The following is a 16,093-nucleotide window of genomic DNA, read 5'->3' as shown; positions in this document are numbered from 1 at the left end:
TGCCAAGCACCTACAAAACCGACATCATCTGCTATGGGCAGATCATCCTTGAACTTAAAGCGGTATCCAAACTCACCGATGCGGATTCAGCTCAGCTCCTCCATTATCTGAAAGCTACCGGAATCAAAACAGGAATATTATTCAATTTCGGCAAGAAGGGAAAACTTGAGTGGAAGAGATTTGTCTATTCCGATGAAAAATATCTGAAAAATGAGAATATCCGGAATACCTCATAAAGGAGCCGCTGGGGCGGCGACAGGATTTGCCCGAACGGTCCCGATGAAGGGATGAGCAAGACTGCGTAGCTGGCTTGCGAGAGTGAGGAGAAGCAAATCCGATTTTTCTCGCCCGTAGGGCGGATTCGCGCCGATTCGCGGTTGGTCTTTTCTCATGTGTCCGCACCTTCCCGTACACGAAATCGAAGTAAATTCCTTAAAAATGCAGAGAAACTATGACATTTCCCTCGCATTATATCTTCTTTTACGTCCTATAATCATATAGCATGTGTGAGAAGGCACGTGAATTTAGATCAATGATCACCTCCAAATAGGACAGAAAAAATCACGTGCGTTTTGCATGTGTTAAATCGCTGAGAGTCGATGACCCGACCAACCCGATCGCAGGTTCCGGATTTCTTTGGACCCTGCCGGAATGTTTGGCGGTCATCAGATGCCTTCGGTGACCTCGACGGGTCGCAAACCTTCGGTTTGCTCCTCGCTTCGACCGCCGTGGGCGATCTCAGCGATCGCAAGTCTATCGACTTGCTCATCACCTCCACCATGACAGCAGATTTCATTCAGACAGCAATCTCGAAGTCCGCAAAGCGGATCTTCACCGCAGAGTTTACGAACGCCGCCGCGTATGATGCGATCATCGCAGAAATTACCGGCGTGGAAAATCCCCTCGGCCTTGCCGAAGTCGAGCTCGGGAAGCAGACCTACAAGACCTATGTCGGCTACTTCGACCCGAACACCTCCGAAATGACCGGCAAGGTCCAGGTCACCGCCTACAGCAGAGCTGAGTATTCGGCCGCGATCACCGCCCTTACCGGCAGTGCGGATCTTAAAGCAGCATTCGGGAACGGCGGTACTGCCGAGACGACCGAGATCGGTACCGAAGCAACCTGGAACGTCCGCATTTCCGCGAAGCTTGGGGCCGACACCTTCCAGATCAGTTTCAACCGCGATTCGATGACCGTTTCCGGCTATGCCGATGACGCAACGGTCGCCGCGGTCGATGCCTGGGCAGACACGAAGCCGGCCCTGAACTGAGGGAGGCAGGAGATGAGAATCTCCAGCCGGCTTCGGCGGCTTATTATGATCTTCCTCGGGTTTCTCATCATGCTCTTTGGGAAGCTCGTTGAAGAGGCGGGGACCTTTAGGTCCCTTAGCCAAGCAAGTTTTCGAAGGAAACTTGCGACTGCGGGTTGGACGCTAAAGGCGGCCAACCTTAACGGAGCAAGTCGATAGACTTGCGAGGGGTTCCTTGAATCCGGAAAGTAAGAGCGGGGTGAGCCGCAAGGCTCGCCCTCAGCAAAGCAAACCGAAGGTTTGCGAGTGTGGTGAAAAAAAATCACCCCGCGTTTCCTTTTTTTTATGTAAGATATTGTTTTTTTATTTGAGCCGATGACATCCCGAATCAAAATAACGTGGTGTGCGGTAATGCAGGAACTTTTTTATCGGGAAGGAGTTTGCTGGGTGTGGAAGCATGAGAAAAACCAACCGCGAATCGGCGCGAATCCGCCCTACGGGCGAGGCGAATCGGATTTGCTAATCCTCACTCTCACAAGTCTCGTTCCTCGACTTGCTCGCCCCTCATCGGGAACGTTCGGGCAAATCCTGTCGCCGCCCCAGCGGCTCTCATGAGAGAAAATTTCATTGAACAGTCCTAAAGTCGAAAAAGCTCTTTTAAAAATCATCTCAAAATGGGAAAAAAAGGAATACTGTTGGGAGCCGCTTTTGCATAACGAAATTGATGAGAAATAATATTAGGGAGTTATATAGATATCTTTAGTACTGGGATAATTAGCAGCTATGTTGTTATAGACATCTGTCGATGTAAAGTCAATTGATTTATTACTATATACACCGCCACCAAAGTGTGTCGCAGAATTATAGGTGATACTGACATCCGCCTTATTGCCTCCTTTTATCAATCTTCCAGTATTGTAAATTCCACCGCCATTGTATGCTGTGTTGCCGGTAACTTCAAGACCACCCCAATTATTAACATCAATAGTACCTTCGTTATAAATTCCACCACCATTACCATTTGAATTACTATTATTTTTTACGACAATACCTCCCCCATTCTCTATAGATAATCCTGAGTTCTCAGTAATTTCAAGAGCGGCATGGGTTGCAGGCAGCCCCATTCCATCTAATACCAAAGTACCATACTTAATTTGCGCATTCGATAGGTTAATAACAAATAATGCCGATTCATATCCCGGAGCGCGGATAAAATTGCCACCACCTTCAATCAATAATCGGAAAGAGTTCACAATACCCCCAATATTATCCTCGGAAATCAATATTGGTTCATCCCCAATAATGATAGGAAGATCATTAATGAATTTAATACCATTACCATCTTTTACAGCAGCATCACCTGTTGCCTCAGGATAATATCTGTGATACCACTCATTGAACGAAGCAACAAAGTCATCAATACTATCATAACCATCCTCTCCAACCACATAATAAATACTTCCAGTCGGTTGCACCACGACTATACCTCCTTCGATCGTCACCTTCCCGCTGAAAACCAGCGCCGTCACCTGATCCGTAAAATTCCCCACGATATTCACAAAATGCACCGTCGAATTAAAATCCGTCACCGTTATCCCCCCCGGACTCGGACTATCCCACTGCCCGTTGGTCGTATACACCCGGTACGACTCAAGAAACGGCAGATCCGTCCCCGACACCGGCGTGATTAGAGCCGTACTATTCGTCGCATTCACCTCGATCGTAAAACCCACCGACCGGTCATACACCGGCGTATATGCCCCCATGATCCCGTTCACCGAGATCATAACAAGCACGATCATAACAACGGACAACGCCAGCAGAAGAAACGTTCCAAGCACCGGACTCACGCCGCTGTCCGTTATTTTATCCATGAATCATTGTAGACCCGCATGGATAAATTAGTTTGTGTCAGACCCCCTCTCAGAAAAAAAGCACCCCGTACAGCAGAACCGCAAAAACCAGCATCACAACATCCCCCGCCCCCGGCGAAAACACCGGAACATACGTCCCTCCCGACACATACCCCCTTCGCGCCAGAACCGACGCCGAAAAAGCAGACCGCCGAAGCGAAAGAACCAGCAGACCCGCCCCAAGAAAAGGAACCGCACCTGGAGAAAACCTCTGCCCCTTGATCCTCAGTGCAGACCGCATATGAAAAAGATCCTCCCTGACCCCGGACAAAGCCTGGACCGACAGCTCAGCCGTCATCCCCAGATCAAACCCCATCCCCTGACCAAAAACCCGCACAAACAAACTCATCAGTTCACCAGGCAGAAGACTCGCCGAAAACCAGAAAGCCAGCAGCGCCAGAACAAAGATCTTCGCCCCGTAAAACACATCCCCGCCCGTAAAAAACAAAACAGCCGAAGGAAACAGACAAAAAACGACCAAAACCGGCAGCACCGTCCTCCAGGACAGACGGGCAAACGTCGTCTTCGCGCCAAACGCCAGCCACCAGCAGAAAACCGCCGCCGCTCCAGCCAGATCCGCAAAACACAGAACCGAAAGAAGCACCAGACTCAGCAGCCGAAACCTGATATCACTCACGAACCAGCCCTCCCCTCTCCATCCGCCAGGTAACCGCAGTTTGCGGCGCAAACTCCGACTCATGCGAAAACACGACCGTCATCCCCCGGCGTGCCTCGATCAGCTCCGTCAGGATCCCCTTTGCCTCCTCATCCAGCGAAGCATACGGCTCATCCAGAACTAAAACATCCGGATCCTTGGCAAACACGCATGCAAGCATCAGCCGTTTCAACTCCCCCCGGGAAAGCGAAAACGGATCCTGGCTTCCCGTCTTTGCGCCCAGAAGGGAAAAAACCGGCTCGGTTCCCATAACTCCCCACGAAGCCGCCTCCGCTGAAAGCGAAGCCCCGGTCACCTGATACTCGGGAAACTGCATCAGAAGGATCCGGGATCCGCAGTCCTCCAAAACGACCTGCCCAGAATCCGGCCGGATCAACCCGGCAAGAACCGAACCGAGCATCGACTTCCCCGCCCCGATCCTCCCGGTGACAAGATGCACCCCTGAAGAGAATTCTGCATCCGCACACAAAGAAAAATCCCCTCTTGTACAACGGACCGCGTCCAAAACCAGCCTCACAACCTCACCTCCGCCTCCGCATTTGAGAGCAGCGTCCGGGAATGCGAACTCCACAGAACATACGGGATCTTGCGCGAAGAAACAAACGCCAAAAACTCCTCCGCCGTCACAGGATCCAGATGTGAATCCGGCTCATCCAGAACCAGAAGCACCGGATCATCAATGATCGCGGCCGTGATCCCGACAAGCATCTTCTCGCCCCCGGAAAGCGTCCGGCACTCCCGATCCAGCAGATGCAAAATCCCCGCCTCCTCCGCGGTCTGCCGGACCCTTCTGTCGATCTCATCGGCCGGCAGCCGGGCAAACCTGAGCGTTGATGCGATCTCATCATACACGATCCCAAACAGCAGATGGCGGTCGGGAAACTCGCTCACATACCCGGCATTCTGTATACGCGGCTCGACGCCGTCGATTTTGACGGAGCCGCTGTCCGGCAGAAGAAGCCCTGAACAGATCTTGAGAAGCGTCGTCTTTCCGGCGCCGTTTCTCCCCGAAACCGCGGTGAGACCAGGCGGGATCCCAAGCGAAGGGATATCCAGGACCCCGTGACGGAGGTCTTCGATCTCAATCAAACAGCAGCCTCCCGCCTTTTCTCAGGCGCAGGGTCACCATCTCCGCCGCCGCGATCTTGACGGCATCGCCGGCGATAAACGGGATCACGCAGGTGATCAGGGCCGCCGGAAGAGAAGCTCCGGCTGAGACCATAAACCAGACGGTTCCGCAGAAATAGCAGACGAGGATGCCAAGGACCATCCCGGAAAGATCGGCGGCGCGGGTCTTTTTCGAAAAAAAGACGCCGGCGATAAACGCCATCGGAATAAAGCCGATCAGAAACCCGCCGGTCGGACCAAGCAGGATCCCGAGCCCCGAGGTCCCGTTGTGAAACAGCGGAAGACCAAGCGTGCCAAACATCACATACAAAGCGGCCGGGACGACGGCATACTTTTTCATCACCGATGCCGCCAGCAGAACAAACAGGGTCTGCAAAGTGAACGGCACGACAAACGGCACGGATATCCAGCCGCCGACGGTGATCAGCGCCGTAAACACCGCAGAATACATAAGAAGAGCCGAACGTTTTTCGTCGCCGTACATTGTTAACCTATTATCATACGGAGGTTAACGATAAAAAAGGATCAGATAAGATAGCAGTCGCCTGCTATCACGCGTTCGACCTCGCCATTATCTTTGTGGATAAGCAGAGCGCCGTGTTCATCAACATCGAGCGCTTCTCCCTCGAAGCTTTCGCGGATCGTGCGGACACGGACCCTGCGGTGCAGTGTGCGGGAAAGGCTTCTCCATTCGCGGAAGAGCGGCTCGGTCTCTCCTTTCAGGATCATCTGATACCGGCGTTCGAACTCCTTCAAAAACACCGCAAAGAACTGGGCCCGGTTCACTTCATGACCGAGTTCATCGGAAAGGGAGGTCACATACTGGGAAAAATTCGGCATGACTTTTTCGACGGAGACGTTCACGTCCACGCCGATGCCGACAAGACAGTATCTGATAATGTCTGCATCCGCGGAAAGTTCAAGCGTGGTGCCGGCGACTTTTTTGTCACCGATGAACACGTCGTTTGGCCACTGGATCAGCGCCGAGAGCTTGAACTCATGACGGATCACTCTGGTGAGCGAGATGGAGGCCGCGGTCATGATCAGAAACATCTGATCGACATGCAGTTTGGGCATGACGACGATCGTCGCCCAGATCCCGCCTTCCGGCGACATCCAGACCCGGTTCATCCGGCCAAGCCCGCCGGTCTGCTGCTCGGCGATCAGCACGGTGCCCGGCTGGACCTCGTCGCCGACTTCATGCATCATCTGCCGTGCGAGGGAATTGGTCGAAGGCACCTCCCCGAAGTGGTGCATCTCCTGACCGATGACTTTGGTCCTGAGATGGCGTTTCACCTCGTAAGGGAGGAGGAGCCAGGTGCGTTTTTTCAGCGTATAGCCGGTTTTTTCCGAAGCATCGATGACATACCCCACCTCACGCAAAAGATTGACATATTTCCAGACAGCGGTCCGGGAGATGCCCAGGCGTTCACTGATGACGGTTCCGGTGACCGGCTGGTCTATGCCGGCTTCGTCCAGAATATGCAGAAGATCGAATATTACGTTTGTCATGAGGGTGTGACTCCGAGATGGATATGACTTATTATGCCTTATGAAATGAATAAGATTTCGTTTGAAGACGCGGATATTTTCCTGATTCCGCGGTCCGGACCGCGGGAGATGAGAAAAAAAGAGGCCGGCAGGTCAAAACCGGACCGGGTCGCCGGCAGCCAGCAGCCGCAGAAAAGATTCGCTTGGATACTCGTGGGTGCTTGCAAGAAGGAGCGTGCCTTTGCCGATCCTGCACTCGACGAGGACAGGAAATCCGTTTTCGGCTGTCGCGACCGGTTTGCCCGGATACGACTCGAACCAGCCGTCAGCTGCAAACTTTTCGGTGTCATACCCGTCAAAAAGGCAGGACCAGGGCGAGGAGGCGTCGACGGTGAGCGAATGCTCCATAAATTCATAATGGTAGCCGACATCCTCAGGCAGCCAGTCATACCGGTTCGGCGAAGCGTCGGCCGCTCCGAAAACCAAAAGCCGGCCGCCTGCTTCCAGGTAGCGCTCGATCCGGCCGGAACATGCCCGCAGAGCCGGCAGAAGTTTCGAGTAGGAGGTGTTGCCAAATCCGGTCGGGACGATGATGCCGGTATATGTCCCCTGATAAAACGGCGCTGCAAGCAGCAGCGGGGTCACGGCTTCACAGGGACACGCCGTATCCTCGACGAGACGGTGGAACGTCATTTTGCTGTCCCAGAAAACGGCGATGCTCATCCTTTGATCACCCCGAGAGGTCTCAGCCGTGCAATGATCCGGGAGATTCCGGCGTCATGAACGGTTCTGACGACTTCGCTGCTGGATTTGTAGACTTCCGGGGCTTCTTCGGCGATGGCCGCCTGATTGGGCGCCCGGACAACGATCCCCTGAGCGAGAAGAGCCCGGGCGACCTCTTCGCCGGTCTGACTTTTTTTCGCTGAGGATCTGCTTTGCACTCTGCCCGATCCGTGACAGGTGCTTCCAAACGTCTTTTCCATGGCGCCTTTGGTTCCTGCGAGGAGATACGAAGGCGTCCCCATGCTTCCGGGGATGATCACCGGCTGGCCGCATCCCTGGAACTCGTGCGGGAGTTCGCGTCTTCCCGGCCCGAACGCCCGGGTCGCTCCTTTCCGGTGGACGCAGACGTTTTGCCGGACGCCGTTTACGTCGTGCTCTTCCCATTTTGCCACATTGTGGGCGACGTCATAGACAAGGGGCATCTCTTCGTACTCGATGCGGAATTTTTTCACGAAGAGTTCTCTGACGATGTGGGTGATGATCTGCCGGTTGGCCCAGGCATAATTCGCTGATGCCGCCATGGCGCCGAAGTATGCTTCGCCTTCCGGTGAGGAGAGCGGGGCGCAGGCAAGCTGGCGGTCGGGAAGTTCGATCCCGTAGGTATGGACGGCCTGTTCCAGGATCTGCAGATGGTCGGTGCAGACCTGGTGGCCAAGACCCCGGGATCCGCAGTGGATCATGACGCAGATCTGCCCTTCGGTTACGCCGAAGAGGTCTGCCGTTTCCTGATCCTCGATTTTGTCGACGGTCTGGATCTCGAGAAAATGGTTGCCGGAACCAAGCGTTCCGCACTGGGGGATGCCCCGCTGCCGGGCTTTTTTGCTGACATGTTCCGGCTGTGCGCCGTCCATTGCGCCGTTTTCTTCGCAGCGGAGGATGTCGCGTTCAGTTCCGTAGCCCATCATAACGGCATGTTTCGCGCCGTTTTCGAGCATGCCGGTGAGATCCTGCTGGGATAACCTACAAGGGCTCTTTGATCCGACGCCGGTTGGAACTGCCGTAAAAAGTTCTTCGATCAGACCGGGCATGTCGGGGATGTCGGAAACATGCAGGGGAGTGGTGATCATCCGAACACCGCAGTTGATGTCAAATCCCACGCCGCCGGGTGAGATGACGCCGGTTTCCGCATCGAAGGCGCCGACGCCGCCGATGGGGAACCCGTATCCCCAGTGGATATCCGGCATGCCGAGCGAACACCGGATGATGCCGGGAAGGGTGGCGACGTTGGCGAGCTGGGTGAGGGCTCCGTCTTCAAGCGTTTCTGCGAGGTTTTTCGAGAGGAAAAACCGTCCGGGGACCCGCATGCCCGGGACAAAACCCCGGGGGATCTCCCATTCGTTGGCGGCGGTCTGCCGTATCTGTGCGTTCATGATTGGTCAGATGTCGAAGATGATGATGAGTTCATAGCCGGTTTCTGTTTTGGTGAGTGAGAGGCCGGAGTAGGAGATGCCTTTTACGCCGGTGCCGCCGGCATGTTTTTGCCGGTCGAAGAGGACGCCTTGGACGGTTCCGGAGACGGAGGGTCCGACGGTGAGGGTGAACTTCTGGGGGACGAGGTACTCGGTTTCGGTGAGAAACAGCAGTTCCGAGAGAAAATTGACGATGAGTTCCTCGGGGTCTTTTCCGTCGGCTTGAAGGGGAAATGAGACGGCGGGCGTTTCCCGGGGATAATCGCCGTAGAGGGTCCGGGCAAGAGCGAATCCGCTTTCGGCAAAGAGGGATGACAGGTCGGGCGCGGTGATCCGCATCCGGATGTCGGCGGTGTGTTCCAGTTCTTCAAAAACCATAGTCGCCGTCTTCGAAGAGAAGCCGCGGGACCATGCTCATGGTGATCTCCGCGATCCACTGGATCTGATATTTGGAGATGAAGATGACATGGTTTCCGGCCCGGATGGGAATGTCGGATGATTTTGCCGGACGTATGCGTACCGGCATGAGGGCCGGGCCGCTGCAGGATGTGCTTATTCTGAAGTCCCCGCCGCGTTTGTCCATGTAGGTGATGACGTCATCCGCGACCAGTATATCCGAGAGAGGGACGGGACCCCCCTGTGCGTTATCCATTTCATATAGATGGGGGGTTTACCCTGAAAAAAGTTGGTACTGGATCCGGCCCGGGTTCAATCAGGCGGATTCAACGACCTGTTCCACGAGCTGGGCATACTGCTCTTTGAGCTGGTAAACCCCAAGAGCGCCGTCCTTGGTTTTGTGGGTCGACAGGATGCCGAGTTTTGATGCGACGATGCCTACCATGGAGGCAACGGAGTGGTAGGTCACGTCGAACTTTGCGGATAGTGCTTCGTGGATCTGGGGGACGGTCAATGATTTGGCCCGGATGAGCAGATGCAGAAGCGCTTTTCTGATTCCTGACTTGTCACGGGATAGATAGCTGCGAAGTCTTCTCTCAATCTCCTTTCGCAGATCTGTTGGTGAAAGCATGTTTTTTATTATGTATCTGTGTATATAAATAGATGCCGCTCGTGTGAGACAGTGTGTCCGGGTCTTGTTCTGCAGGTGAGCGGGTGTTTTTTCTCATGTTTCCACACCCAACATACCCCCTTCCGAATTTCATCCGCGGTTCTTTTTTCATCTATCCACACCCTCCCTTACCCCTTAACGAATTTCATCCGCGGTTCACCCTCTTCATGCATTGAAAAAACAACCCCGCAAAAATACGCGAATTTGATATGCAAGAAGATCAATAGAGTAGTAACTCATGATATACCGTTTGTATGAGTATCTGATCACCCGGGGCCTCACCGTATTTCCGCGGGAGATATGTTTCATGCTCAGTGACGCAGATATTCTTTCAGACACCGGAAAAGTGGAAGAGGTCCTCACCTGGACAAAAGAGTTTCCCGCTATCCAAAAGCTCATATTCCATATAAGCACGAACGATCCGGCAAAGATCGAAGAGCTCATACAGCCGGCATCCCTCGGCGAAAAAACCCGGGTCCATGTCAGCACTCCTGGTCATGACGTCACCTACGGCGCAGGAACGCCCGAGATTTTGATCGCCTTAGGAAAAAAAGGCAGAGAAGAGATCACCGACGCAATAATAAAGATCGCCGGAGAGGACATCGACCCGGATGACATCACCGAACAGATGATCGAGCAGCACCTGATCTTTCAGGTAAACCCTGACTTCGTCATAAAAACCGGCGGCAACCATCTCACCGACTTTCTGATCTGGCAGTCCGTCTACTCGGAACTCTTTTTCACCGACATCAACTGGGGAAGCTTTCGCAAAGTCGACTATCTCCGGGCGCTTCGTGACTACCAGATGCGGGGCAGAAGATTCGGCACCTGACAAAATCCCGGGGAAAACATCATATACCTTCGATTAATGAATAAGATACTACAACAATGTCATTTTCTATTCCGAAAATCCCTCAGTCAAAAGATCCGAGGATAAATCTCATCAGAGACATAGTTATCATTTTTGCCATTGTCCTGGGTGTAGGGGCTGCGTTGTTTGCCGTATCAGGGACCTGGCCCGCCATGGTGGCCGTTGAATCCCAGAGCATGGTGCCCAATCTGAACGTCAACGACCTCGTCTTTGTCGTGGAAGAAAACCGGTACGGCGGATTCATGACGGCAGTTGAGGCAAAGCAGGCGGGAACAACCTCATTTGGCGAGTACGGAGATGTGATCATCTACCGGCCAAACGGGATGACCGGCGTGACGCCGATCATCCACCGGGCGATGACCTGGATCAATGCATCCACGGCCGAGCAGGCGGGATTCACCGGCGAAGCGGCACATGCGGGATATATCACCAAAGGGGACAACAACGAGGCCTTTGATCAGGATGCGGTATTTCCCAACTACGGCAGGATGCAGCCGGTCAAAGAGGAATGGATCGTGGGAAAAGCCCTGTTTACGCTCCCCATGCTCGGATTTGTGCCGCTTCATATCTTTGAATCGGCCCTTGGGGTGATCCTGATCATCATCATCCTCGAAGTCGTCAGCAGAAAACTGAAAAAGAGCAAAGAGACCAAAGAGACCAAAGAGACCAAAACGAAAGGAAAGAGAAAATGAACGTTACCAGTATTCTGGAGAATGTCCTGGGAGGGGCCCGGCTCACCGAGAGCGAGGCGGCGTTTTTGTTCACCGTGAAAAACGCCGACATCTGGAAGATAGCAGAAGCGGCAGACATCGTCCGTGCACGAAAAAACGGCGATGTCGTAACATATGTCCGGAACATGAACGTCCACATGACGAACATCTGTAAAAACTGCTGCGGCCTGTGCGCATTCGGGCGAAAAAGCACCGATCCCGAGGCGTTCTGTTTTACCGATGAGGAGTTCCGGGAGCATTCCAGGGACGCATGCAAAAAGAAGGTCACGGAGGTCTCGTATCTTTCCGGGATCCATCCGGAGTTCAGAATCGAAAACTACGAGAAGATGATCCGGACGTTCCATGAGGAGATCCCGGGTATCCATGTCCACGGATGCAGCCCGGATGAGATCCTGTATGCGGCAGAACGGAGCGGTATTTCGACAAAGGAAGCGCTGATCCGGCTGAAAGCAGCCGGACTCGGGTCGGTCCAGGGAACTGCGGCGGAGATCCTTGTCGACCGGGTCCGAAAGGTCATCTGTGAGAAAAAGCTCCCGGCCGCCGAGTGGGTGCGGATCATCAAAGAGGCTTCGGAAGTAGGGCTCCGGGCAACGTCCACGATCATGTACGGATCGGTGGAGACGGCAGAGGACCGGGCGCGGCATTTGGCGATCCTTCGGGAGATGCAGGATGAATGCGGGGTGTTTACCGAACTTGTGCCGCTGTCGTTCCTGCACAAAAACACGCCTCTCGAGCGGGCGGGTCTGGTGGATCATGACGCGACCGGACGGGACGATATCCTTCTGGTGGCAGTTTCCCGGCTGTTTCTGGACAACTTCGCAAACATCCAGGTCCCGTGGTCGAAGATCGGCAGGAAGATGACCCAGCTCTGTCTGATGGCGGGAGGAAACGATGTCGGCGGCACGATGTTTGTCGACGCGCTCTCAACGGATGCGGGCGCGGGAGATGAAGCGGATTATTTCAGCCCGGAGGCTATGGAGCTGATGTGCGCAGACATCGGCAGGACCCTGCGGCAGAGAGATACGCTCTATAATCTCATCTGATCCCCCTTTTTTCAGCATATTTGAAAAAGACTTCCCGGATACATTCTGTACATAAACGGTCCCCGGGCGTTCAGGAGAGCGGCACGCCGGAAAAAGAAAAGAAAAAAAGGGAAGGGGGGGTTATACCTTTTTGACCCAAAGCCCGTGAATATTGCAATACTCACCTGCTTTGACTGCCTTTGCTGAAGTCTTTACCACCATCTCAGGTTTTTCCCCGGCAGAAAGGAACTTTTCATGCACGATATCGTCATCGGTTTTCAGGGCGATCCAGGTGATGAAATGTTCATCGATCATCGGATGGGGCGCCGAGCCGACCACGACTTTGTATCCTCCGGCGACCTCTTCGACGACCGGGACATGTTTTTCGACTGCCGCATCGGTGCTGTTTTCCGCAAGGAGCTCCATGGGCTCTCCGCAGCATACCAGTTCCCCGCGGCCGCCGTTGATCACTCTGACCGTGTTTCCGCAGATGTTACATTTGTAGATCTCTTTAGCCTGTGCCATAGTAGAATCTTAGGTCGATCTGGAATAAAAACGTACGTATCGGGGAATAAAAAAAGAAGATTCAGAGCGTTTTGTGACGCTCTTCGATCGAATCAGCCAGTTTGTGCAGAGAAGAGACCGCCTCTTCATCAGGAAGACCCTTGATATACACAGGTTCCAGGACCTCGGCCCCGAGCGGGGAAAGCATCTCGGCAAGATAATTCACGGCATTGGTTCCCCAGCCGTATGAACCGATCACGCCGAGATATTTTGCCTTCGGACGAAGCGCTCTGACCAGATACGCCGCGTTGACGGCCAGCGGATGCGGGCCGAACAGAACGGTCGGCGTTGCAAGAATGATGGTCGCAGCATCGATGATCGCACTGCCGAGAACACCGGAATCCGTCTCCAGAAGATTATACTGGTGAACCGGGATCCCGCGCTGCACAAGATCGTCGACCAAAAAGTTGACCATCAGTTTTGTGCTGCCGTGCATGGTGACATAGGCGACAACGACCGAATTCTTCGGCGTTTCGGATGCCCAGTCATGATAGAGATCCATGATCTTTGCGGGAAGCTTTAAGACCGGACCGTGACTCGGGGCCACGATCTCTGGCGCGATCTCTTCCACCAGTGCCAGCTGTTCACGGACCGCTGCTCTAAACGGCATCATGATCGCGGCATAATAGCGTTTCACTCCTTCCAGATACTCAGAAGAGTCATCGTTCTGGAATAATGTCGGCGAAGCGTAGTGGGTGCTGAGGAAATCCGTCGTAAACAGAACTTTGTCTTCGACGACTTCTGCAAACATCGTGTCGGGCCAGTGGACCCAGGGGGCAAGATAGAACTTCAGCGTCTTGTCGCCAAGAGAAAGCGTCTCTTTGTCCCCGATAACGATGAACCGCTCCTCGACCTCTTCCAGATGGTGCATCGCCATGAGGAGTCCTTTGCAGACCTCGTTCGTGACGACTTTGGCCATCGGATAGACTTCCAGAAGCAGCGGCAATAATCCGGAATGATCCTGTTCTGCGTGCAGACAGACGATATAATCCAGGGAATGCTGATCAGCCCGCATCAGATTGGTGATGAACTCCGCCTCTTCATGCGCTTCACCGGTATCAATAAGGGCTGCCTTTTCGCTGCCTTTTACGAGGTATGCATTATTACTGCTGCCCCTTGGCGTCGGCATGATCGAATCGAAGCACCGAAGATCCCAGCTGATCGTTCCGACCGCATAGATATTTTCAACAATCTCGCGGGCTGCCATGACTGGTTACACCTTTTTGAACTGCGACTTACCAGCGCTGCAGACAGGGCATTTCCAGGTGTCTGGAAGTGATTCAAAAGATGTTCCGGCAGGGTACATGATACCTGCGCCTTTTTCCGGGTCGTAGACATAGCCACAGACCATACAACGGTATTTGTCCATTTTGTATCAATCCTTCCTTAGTTTCTAAGGCATTACAATAATTTGATCCTCAGGTTTATAAGCACTTCCTATAGGATAATTTAGACGTAACATTAACATCTGCAAAAGCCAATTAACAACTACACTATGGCGAGTGTAAGTCTTCGAAGATATGGTCAGATCGCTGATGTTTTAGTCAAATACGGGTTTGGTTACTTCATCAATGAGATGTTTCCCGGATTTATCAATACGAAAAAAGCAGCCGTGGAAGAGTTCAGCGGCTACTCGGCGTATGTCAGGATCCGGATGGCGCTTGAGGAACTGGGTCCCACGTTTGTCAAGTTCGGTCAGCTCATGAGCACAAGAACAGAACTGTTCCCTGCCGAGATGATCGACGAACTGTGCAAACTCCAGGACCGGGTGGGCGTTGTTCCGTTCGATGAAGTCATCCCGACCCTCGACGAATATATTCCCGACTGGCGTGACGTTTTCACCTCGGTCGATCCAAAACCCCTCGCCGCCGCCTCCATATCGCAGGTCTACCGGGCCGTCATGCAGGACGGAACGATCCTCGCACTCAAGATCCAGCGTCCAAGGATCACCGCAAGGATCGAGCAGGATGTCGTTCTCCTCCGGTCCATCGCCCAGCTGCTCGAAGACAAACGCCCGGAACTGCGGATCTACAACCCGGTCTCGCTCGTTGATGACTTCACCACGCAGATCAGAAAGGAGCTGGACTTCACCCGTGACGGAATGAACGCCGAACGCCTTGCCCGAAACATGAAGTTCTCCGGCATTCCGGGGATCAAAGTCCCGAAGATCTACTGGGACATCTCCGGAAAAGAGCTGCTGGCAATGGAGTTTGTCGCCGGATGCAGGAGCGACGACATCGACGCGATCCTTGCGATGGGCATGGATCCAAAAGATCTGGCAAGCCGGGGTCTGAAAGCGTTCATGATCCAGATCTTCCAAAACGGGTTCTATCACGGTGATCCGCATGCGGGAAACCTCCGGATCTCCCCGTCCGGCGACCTGGTCTTCCTCGACTTCGGTGTCTGCGGGGTCGTGATGAAGGATATGCGGAACAAATTCATCTCGCTGATCCTTGCTCTTCTTTCGGCGGATACTGATCTGACGATCCGCTATATCAAAAATCTGGGTGTCCAGATCCCCTCGACCGGGATCGACGAGTTTCGAAGCGAACTGTATCTCGCCCTTTTGGACTACAAAGAGATGGGCGCCCAGGTGAACTTTTCCGGTCTGCTTGGTTCCATCCAGGATCTGTTCCAGAAAAACAACATCCGCGTTCCGGCAAATATCATGCAGCTGTTAAAGGCCCTGATGCTTGTCTCCAACGTCGCCTTCACGCTCGATCCGGATCTTGAGTTCACCAAAGAGGTGGAACCGTTCTTAAAAAAGATCGTTGCCGATGATATGCGGGATCCCGCCAACATTCAGAAAAAGCTGCTGGACGCCAAAGTCAGACTCGAAGATCTTGCCCGCGTCCCGCGGCAGCTCGGGTCGGTCCTGGAGATGGCTTCGGAAGGCAAACTCAAAGTGGATATCTCCGCAAAAGAGGTGACCGATCTGAGTAAAACGATCGAAAGTTCGGTCGATAAACTGGTGATCGGTCTGATCCTTTCCGCGATCGTGATCGGCCTGTCGCTTGTTATGATGAGTCAGACCTTCACCTCGGAATTTCTCCCGGTGATCGCCTACATCGCTGCGGTCCTCGTGATCATCGTCATCTTCTATAAGATGCGGAGCCGGAGCAAAAAACACGAGGATTGACCCTCTTTTCCCGGCAATCCGTGACAACAAGTATATCAAAGAGAAGGGGC

21 protein-coding genes are annotated in these 16,093 nt (G+C 53.5%); 7 read left to right on the top strand and 14 right to left on the bottom strand.

Translation table 11 applies throughout. The features are described from left to right. Together H575_RS04625 and H575_RS04620 are read left to right on the top strand one after the other, a co-directional pair. A partial coding sequence (locus H575_RS04625; protein WP_042698618.1) for a GxxExxY protein occupies nt 1-236 on the top strand: 236 nt, incomplete at its 5' end. Between the two features lie 363 nt (nt 237-599). Further along, on the top strand, nt 600-1,271 hold the full coding sequence (locus H575_RS04620) for a glycerol permease (RefSeq protein ID WP_245554490.1): 672 nt from the start codon (nt 600-602) through the stop codon (nt 1,269-1,271). Nucleotides 1,272-1,987: 716 nt separating this feature from the next. Here H575_RS04620 and H575_RS04615 read toward each other — a convergent pair. After that, nucleotides 1,988-2,839, bottom strand: coding sequence for a hypothetical protein (locus H575_RS04615; RefSeq protein ID WP_162139395.1), 852 nt, complete (start codon nt 2,837-2,839; stop codon nt 1,988-1,990). A gap of 37 nt (nt 2,840-2,876) precedes the next feature. On the opposite strand from H575_RS04615, the gene H575_RS09380 reads away from it, so the two are divergent. After that, nucleotides 2,877-3,155: a hypothetical protein gene (locus H575_RS09380; RefSeq protein ID WP_162139394.1), complete on the top strand. Its 279-nt coding sequence runs from the start codon at nt 2,877-2,879 to the stop codon at nt 3,153-3,155. An 18-nt stretch (nt 3,156-3,173) separates the two neighbouring features. On the opposite strand, the gene H575_RS04610 is transcribed toward H575_RS09380, so the two are convergent. From H575_RS04610 to H575_RS04565, 10 genes are all read right to left on the bottom strand, one after another. Next, on the bottom strand, nt 3,174-3,800 hold the full coding sequence (locus H575_RS04610) for a hypothetical protein (protein ID WP_042698610.1): 627 nt from the start codon (nt 3,798-3,800) through the stop codon (nt 3,174-3,176). After that, nucleotides 3,793-4,356, bottom strand: a complete 564-nt coding sequence (locus H575_RS04605; RefSeq protein WP_143745022.1) for an ATP-binding cassette domain-containing protein — start codon at nt 4,354-4,356, stop codon at nt 3,793-3,795. Before H575_RS04605 ends, H575_RS04610 begins: the two co-directional genes overlap by 8 nt. Beyond that, nucleotides 4,353-4,928, bottom strand: a complete 576-nt coding sequence (locus tag H575_RS04600; RefSeq protein WP_052319962.1) for an ATP-binding cassette domain-containing protein — start codon at nt 4,926-4,928, stop codon at nt 4,353-4,355. Before H575_RS04600 ends, H575_RS04605 begins: the two co-directional genes overlap by 4 nt. Then, nucleotides 4,921-5,451 carry a biotin transporter BioY gene (locus H575_RS04595; RefSeq protein ID WP_042698607.1) on the bottom strand — a complete coding sequence of 177 codons (531 nt, stop codon included), beginning with the start codon at nt 5,449-5,451 and terminating at the stop codon, nt 4,921-4,923. Before H575_RS04595 ends, H575_RS04600 begins: the two co-directional genes overlap by 8 nt. A 41-nt stretch (nt 5,452-5,492) precedes the next feature. Next, on the bottom strand, nt 5,493-6,479 hold the full coding sequence (locus H575_RS04590) for a biotin--[acetyl-CoA-carboxylase] ligase (protein WP_042698604.1): 987 nt from the start codon (nt 6,477-6,479) through the stop codon (nt 5,493-5,495). Nucleotides 6,480-6,611: 132 nt separating this feature from the next. Next, nucleotides 6,612-7,181, bottom strand: coding sequence for a type 1 glutamine amidotransferase family protein (locus H575_RS04585; protein WP_042698600.1), 570 nt, complete (start codon nt 7,179-7,181; stop codon nt 6,612-6,614). Continuing rightward, on the bottom strand, nt 7,178-8,611 hold the full coding sequence (locus H575_RS04580) for an RtcB family protein (RefSeq protein ID WP_042698598.1): 1,434 nt from the start codon (nt 8,609-8,611) through the stop codon (nt 7,178-7,180). Before H575_RS04580 ends, H575_RS04585 begins: the two co-directional genes overlap by 4 nt. Before the next feature lie 6 nt (nt 8,612-8,617). Continuing rightward, a complete protein-coding gene (locus tag H575_RS04575; RefSeq protein WP_042698595.1) occupies nt 8,618-9,028 on the bottom strand; it encodes an archease in 411 nt (136 codons plus the stop codon). Then, a complete protein-coding gene (locus H575_RS04570) occupies nt 9,018-9,302 on the bottom strand; it encodes a hypothetical protein (RefSeq protein ID WP_042698591.1) in 285 nt (94 codons plus the stop codon). The genes H575_RS04575 and H575_RS04570 overlap by 11 nt, the downstream gene beginning before the upstream one ends. A 60-nt stretch (nt 9,303-9,362) precedes the next feature. Next, nucleotides 9,363-9,677: a DUF2551 domain-containing protein gene (locus tag H575_RS04565; protein WP_042698588.1), complete on the bottom strand. Its 315-nt coding sequence runs from the start codon at nt 9,675-9,677 to the stop codon at nt 9,363-9,365. 346 nt (nt 9,678-10,023) lie between these two features. On the opposite strand from H575_RS04565, the gene H575_RS04560 reads away from it, so the two are divergent. Genes H575_RS04560 through cofH form a run of 3 tightly spaced genes read left to right on the top strand, consistent with a single transcriptional unit; the run spans nt 10,024 to nt 12,361 of the window. Beyond that, nucleotides 10,024-10,548, top strand: coding sequence for an undecaprenyl diphosphate synthase family protein (locus tag H575_RS04560; RefSeq protein ID WP_245554489.1), 525 nt, complete (start codon nt 10,024-10,026; stop codon nt 10,546-10,548). Between the two features lie 56 nt (nt 10,549-10,604). Then, nucleotides 10,605-11,279, top strand: coding sequence for a signal peptidase I (locus tag H575_RS04555; RefSeq protein ID WP_042698582.1), 675 nt, complete (start codon nt 10,605-10,607; stop codon nt 11,277-11,279). Further along, complete coding sequence (gene cofH / locus H575_RS04550; protein WP_042698579.1) at nt 11,276-12,361, top strand: 5-amino-6-(D-ribitylamino)uracil--L-tyrosine 4-hydroxyphenyl transferase CofH; 1,086 nt, start codon at nt 11,276-11,278, stop codon at nt 12,359-12,361. Before H575_RS04555 ends, cofH begins: the two co-directional genes overlap by 4 nt. Nucleotides 12,362-12,481: 120 nt before the next feature. Here the strand turns inward: cofH and H575_RS04545 are convergent, their stop codons facing one another. The 3 genes from H575_RS04545 to H575_RS04535 form a co-directional block, all read right to left on the bottom strand. Next, nucleotides 12,482-12,865, bottom strand: a complete 384-nt coding sequence (locus H575_RS04545; protein ID WP_042698576.1) for a desulfoferrodoxin — start codon at nt 12,863-12,865, stop codon at nt 12,482-12,484. A 61-nt stretch (nt 12,866-12,926) separates the two neighbouring features. Continuing rightward, the gene (locus H575_RS04540) at nt 12,927-14,111 is read right to left on the bottom strand and encodes an FprA family A-type flavoprotein (RefSeq protein ID WP_042698573.1); all 1,185 of its coding nucleotides are present in this window, start codon (nt 14,109-14,111) and stop codon (nt 12,927-12,929) included. A gap of 6 nt (nt 14,112-14,117) precedes the next feature. Further along, entirely contained in the window at nt 14,118-14,255 is a 138-nt protein-coding gene (locus H575_RS04535; RefSeq protein WP_394296161.1) for a rubredoxin, read from the bottom strand. Between the two features lie 144 nt (nt 14,256-14,399). On the opposite strand from H575_RS04535, the gene H575_RS04530 reads away from it, so the two are divergent. Continuing rightward, nucleotides 14,400-16,043, top strand: coding sequence for an ABC1 kinase family protein (locus tag H575_RS04530; protein WP_042698567.1), 1,644 nt, complete (start codon nt 14,400-14,402; stop codon nt 16,041-16,043). Nucleotides 16,044-16,093: the final 50 nt, after the last annotated feature.

Source organism: Methanocorpusculum bavaricum DSM 4179 (assembly GCF_000430905.1).
Taxonomy (GTDB): Archaea; Halobacteriota; Methanomicrobia; order Methanomicrobiales; family Methanocorpusculaceae; genus Methanocorpusculum; species Methanocorpusculum parvum.
The sequence above is the reverse complement of the archived record's forward strand: the minus strand, read 5'-3'. Positions and strand labels throughout refer to the sequence as shown.

Coding starts and splice junctions, on each gene's coding strand:
- H575_RS04620 (WP_245554490.1), top strand. CDS start 600: ATGACCCGACCAACCCGATCGCAGGTTCCGGATTTCTTTGGACCCTGC.
- H575_RS04595 (WP_042698607.1), bottom strand. CDS start 5,451: ATGTACGGCGACGAAAAACGTTCGGCTCTTCTTATGTATTCTGCGGTG.
- H575_RS04590 (WP_042698604.1), bottom strand. CDS start 6,479: ATGACAAACGTAATATTCGATCTTCTGCATATTCTGGACGAAGCCGGC.
- H575_RS04585 (WP_042698600.1), bottom strand. CDS start 7,181: ATGAGCATCGCCGTTTTCTGGGACAGCAAAATGACGTTCCACCGTCTC.
- H575_RS04580 (WP_042698598.1), bottom strand. CDS start 8,611: ATGAACGCACAGATACGGCAGACCGCCGCCAACGAATGGGAGATCCCC.
- H575_RS04575 (WP_042698595.1), bottom strand. CDS start 9,028: ATGGTTTTTGAAGAACTGGAACACACCGCCGACATCCGGATGCGGATC.
- H575_RS04570 (WP_042698591.1), bottom strand. CDS start 9,302: ATGGATAACGCACAGGGGGGTCCCGTCCCTCTCTCGGATATACTGGTC.
- H575_RS04565 (WP_042698588.1), bottom strand. CDS start 9,677: ATGCTTTCACCAACAGATCTGCGAAAGGAGATTGAGAGAAGACTTCGC.
- H575_RS04560 (WP_245554489.1), top strand. CDS start 10,024: ATGCTCAGTGACGCAGATATTCTTTCAGACACCGGAAAAGTGGAAGAG.
- H575_RS04555 (WP_042698582.1), top strand. CDS start 10,605: ATGTCATTTTCTATTCCGAAAATCCCTCAGTCAAAAGATCCGAGGATA.
- cofH (WP_042698579.1), top strand. CDS start 11,276: ATGAACGTTACCAGTATTCTGGAGAATGTCCTGGGAGGGGCCCGGCTC.
- H575_RS04545 (WP_042698576.1), bottom strand. CDS start 12,865: ATGGCACAGGCTAAAGAGATCTACAAATGTAACATCTGCGGAAACACG.
- H575_RS04540 (WP_042698573.1), bottom strand. CDS start 14,111: ATGGCAGCCCGCGAGATTGTTGAAAATATCTATGCGGTCGGAACGATC.
- H575_RS04535 (WP_394296161.1), bottom strand. CDS start 14,255: ATGGTCTGTGGCTATGTCTACGACCCGGAAAAAGGCGCAGGTATCATG.
- H575_RS04530 (WP_042698567.1), top strand. CDS start 14,400: ATGGCGAGTGTAAGTCTTCGAAGATATGGTCAGATCGCTGATGTTTTA.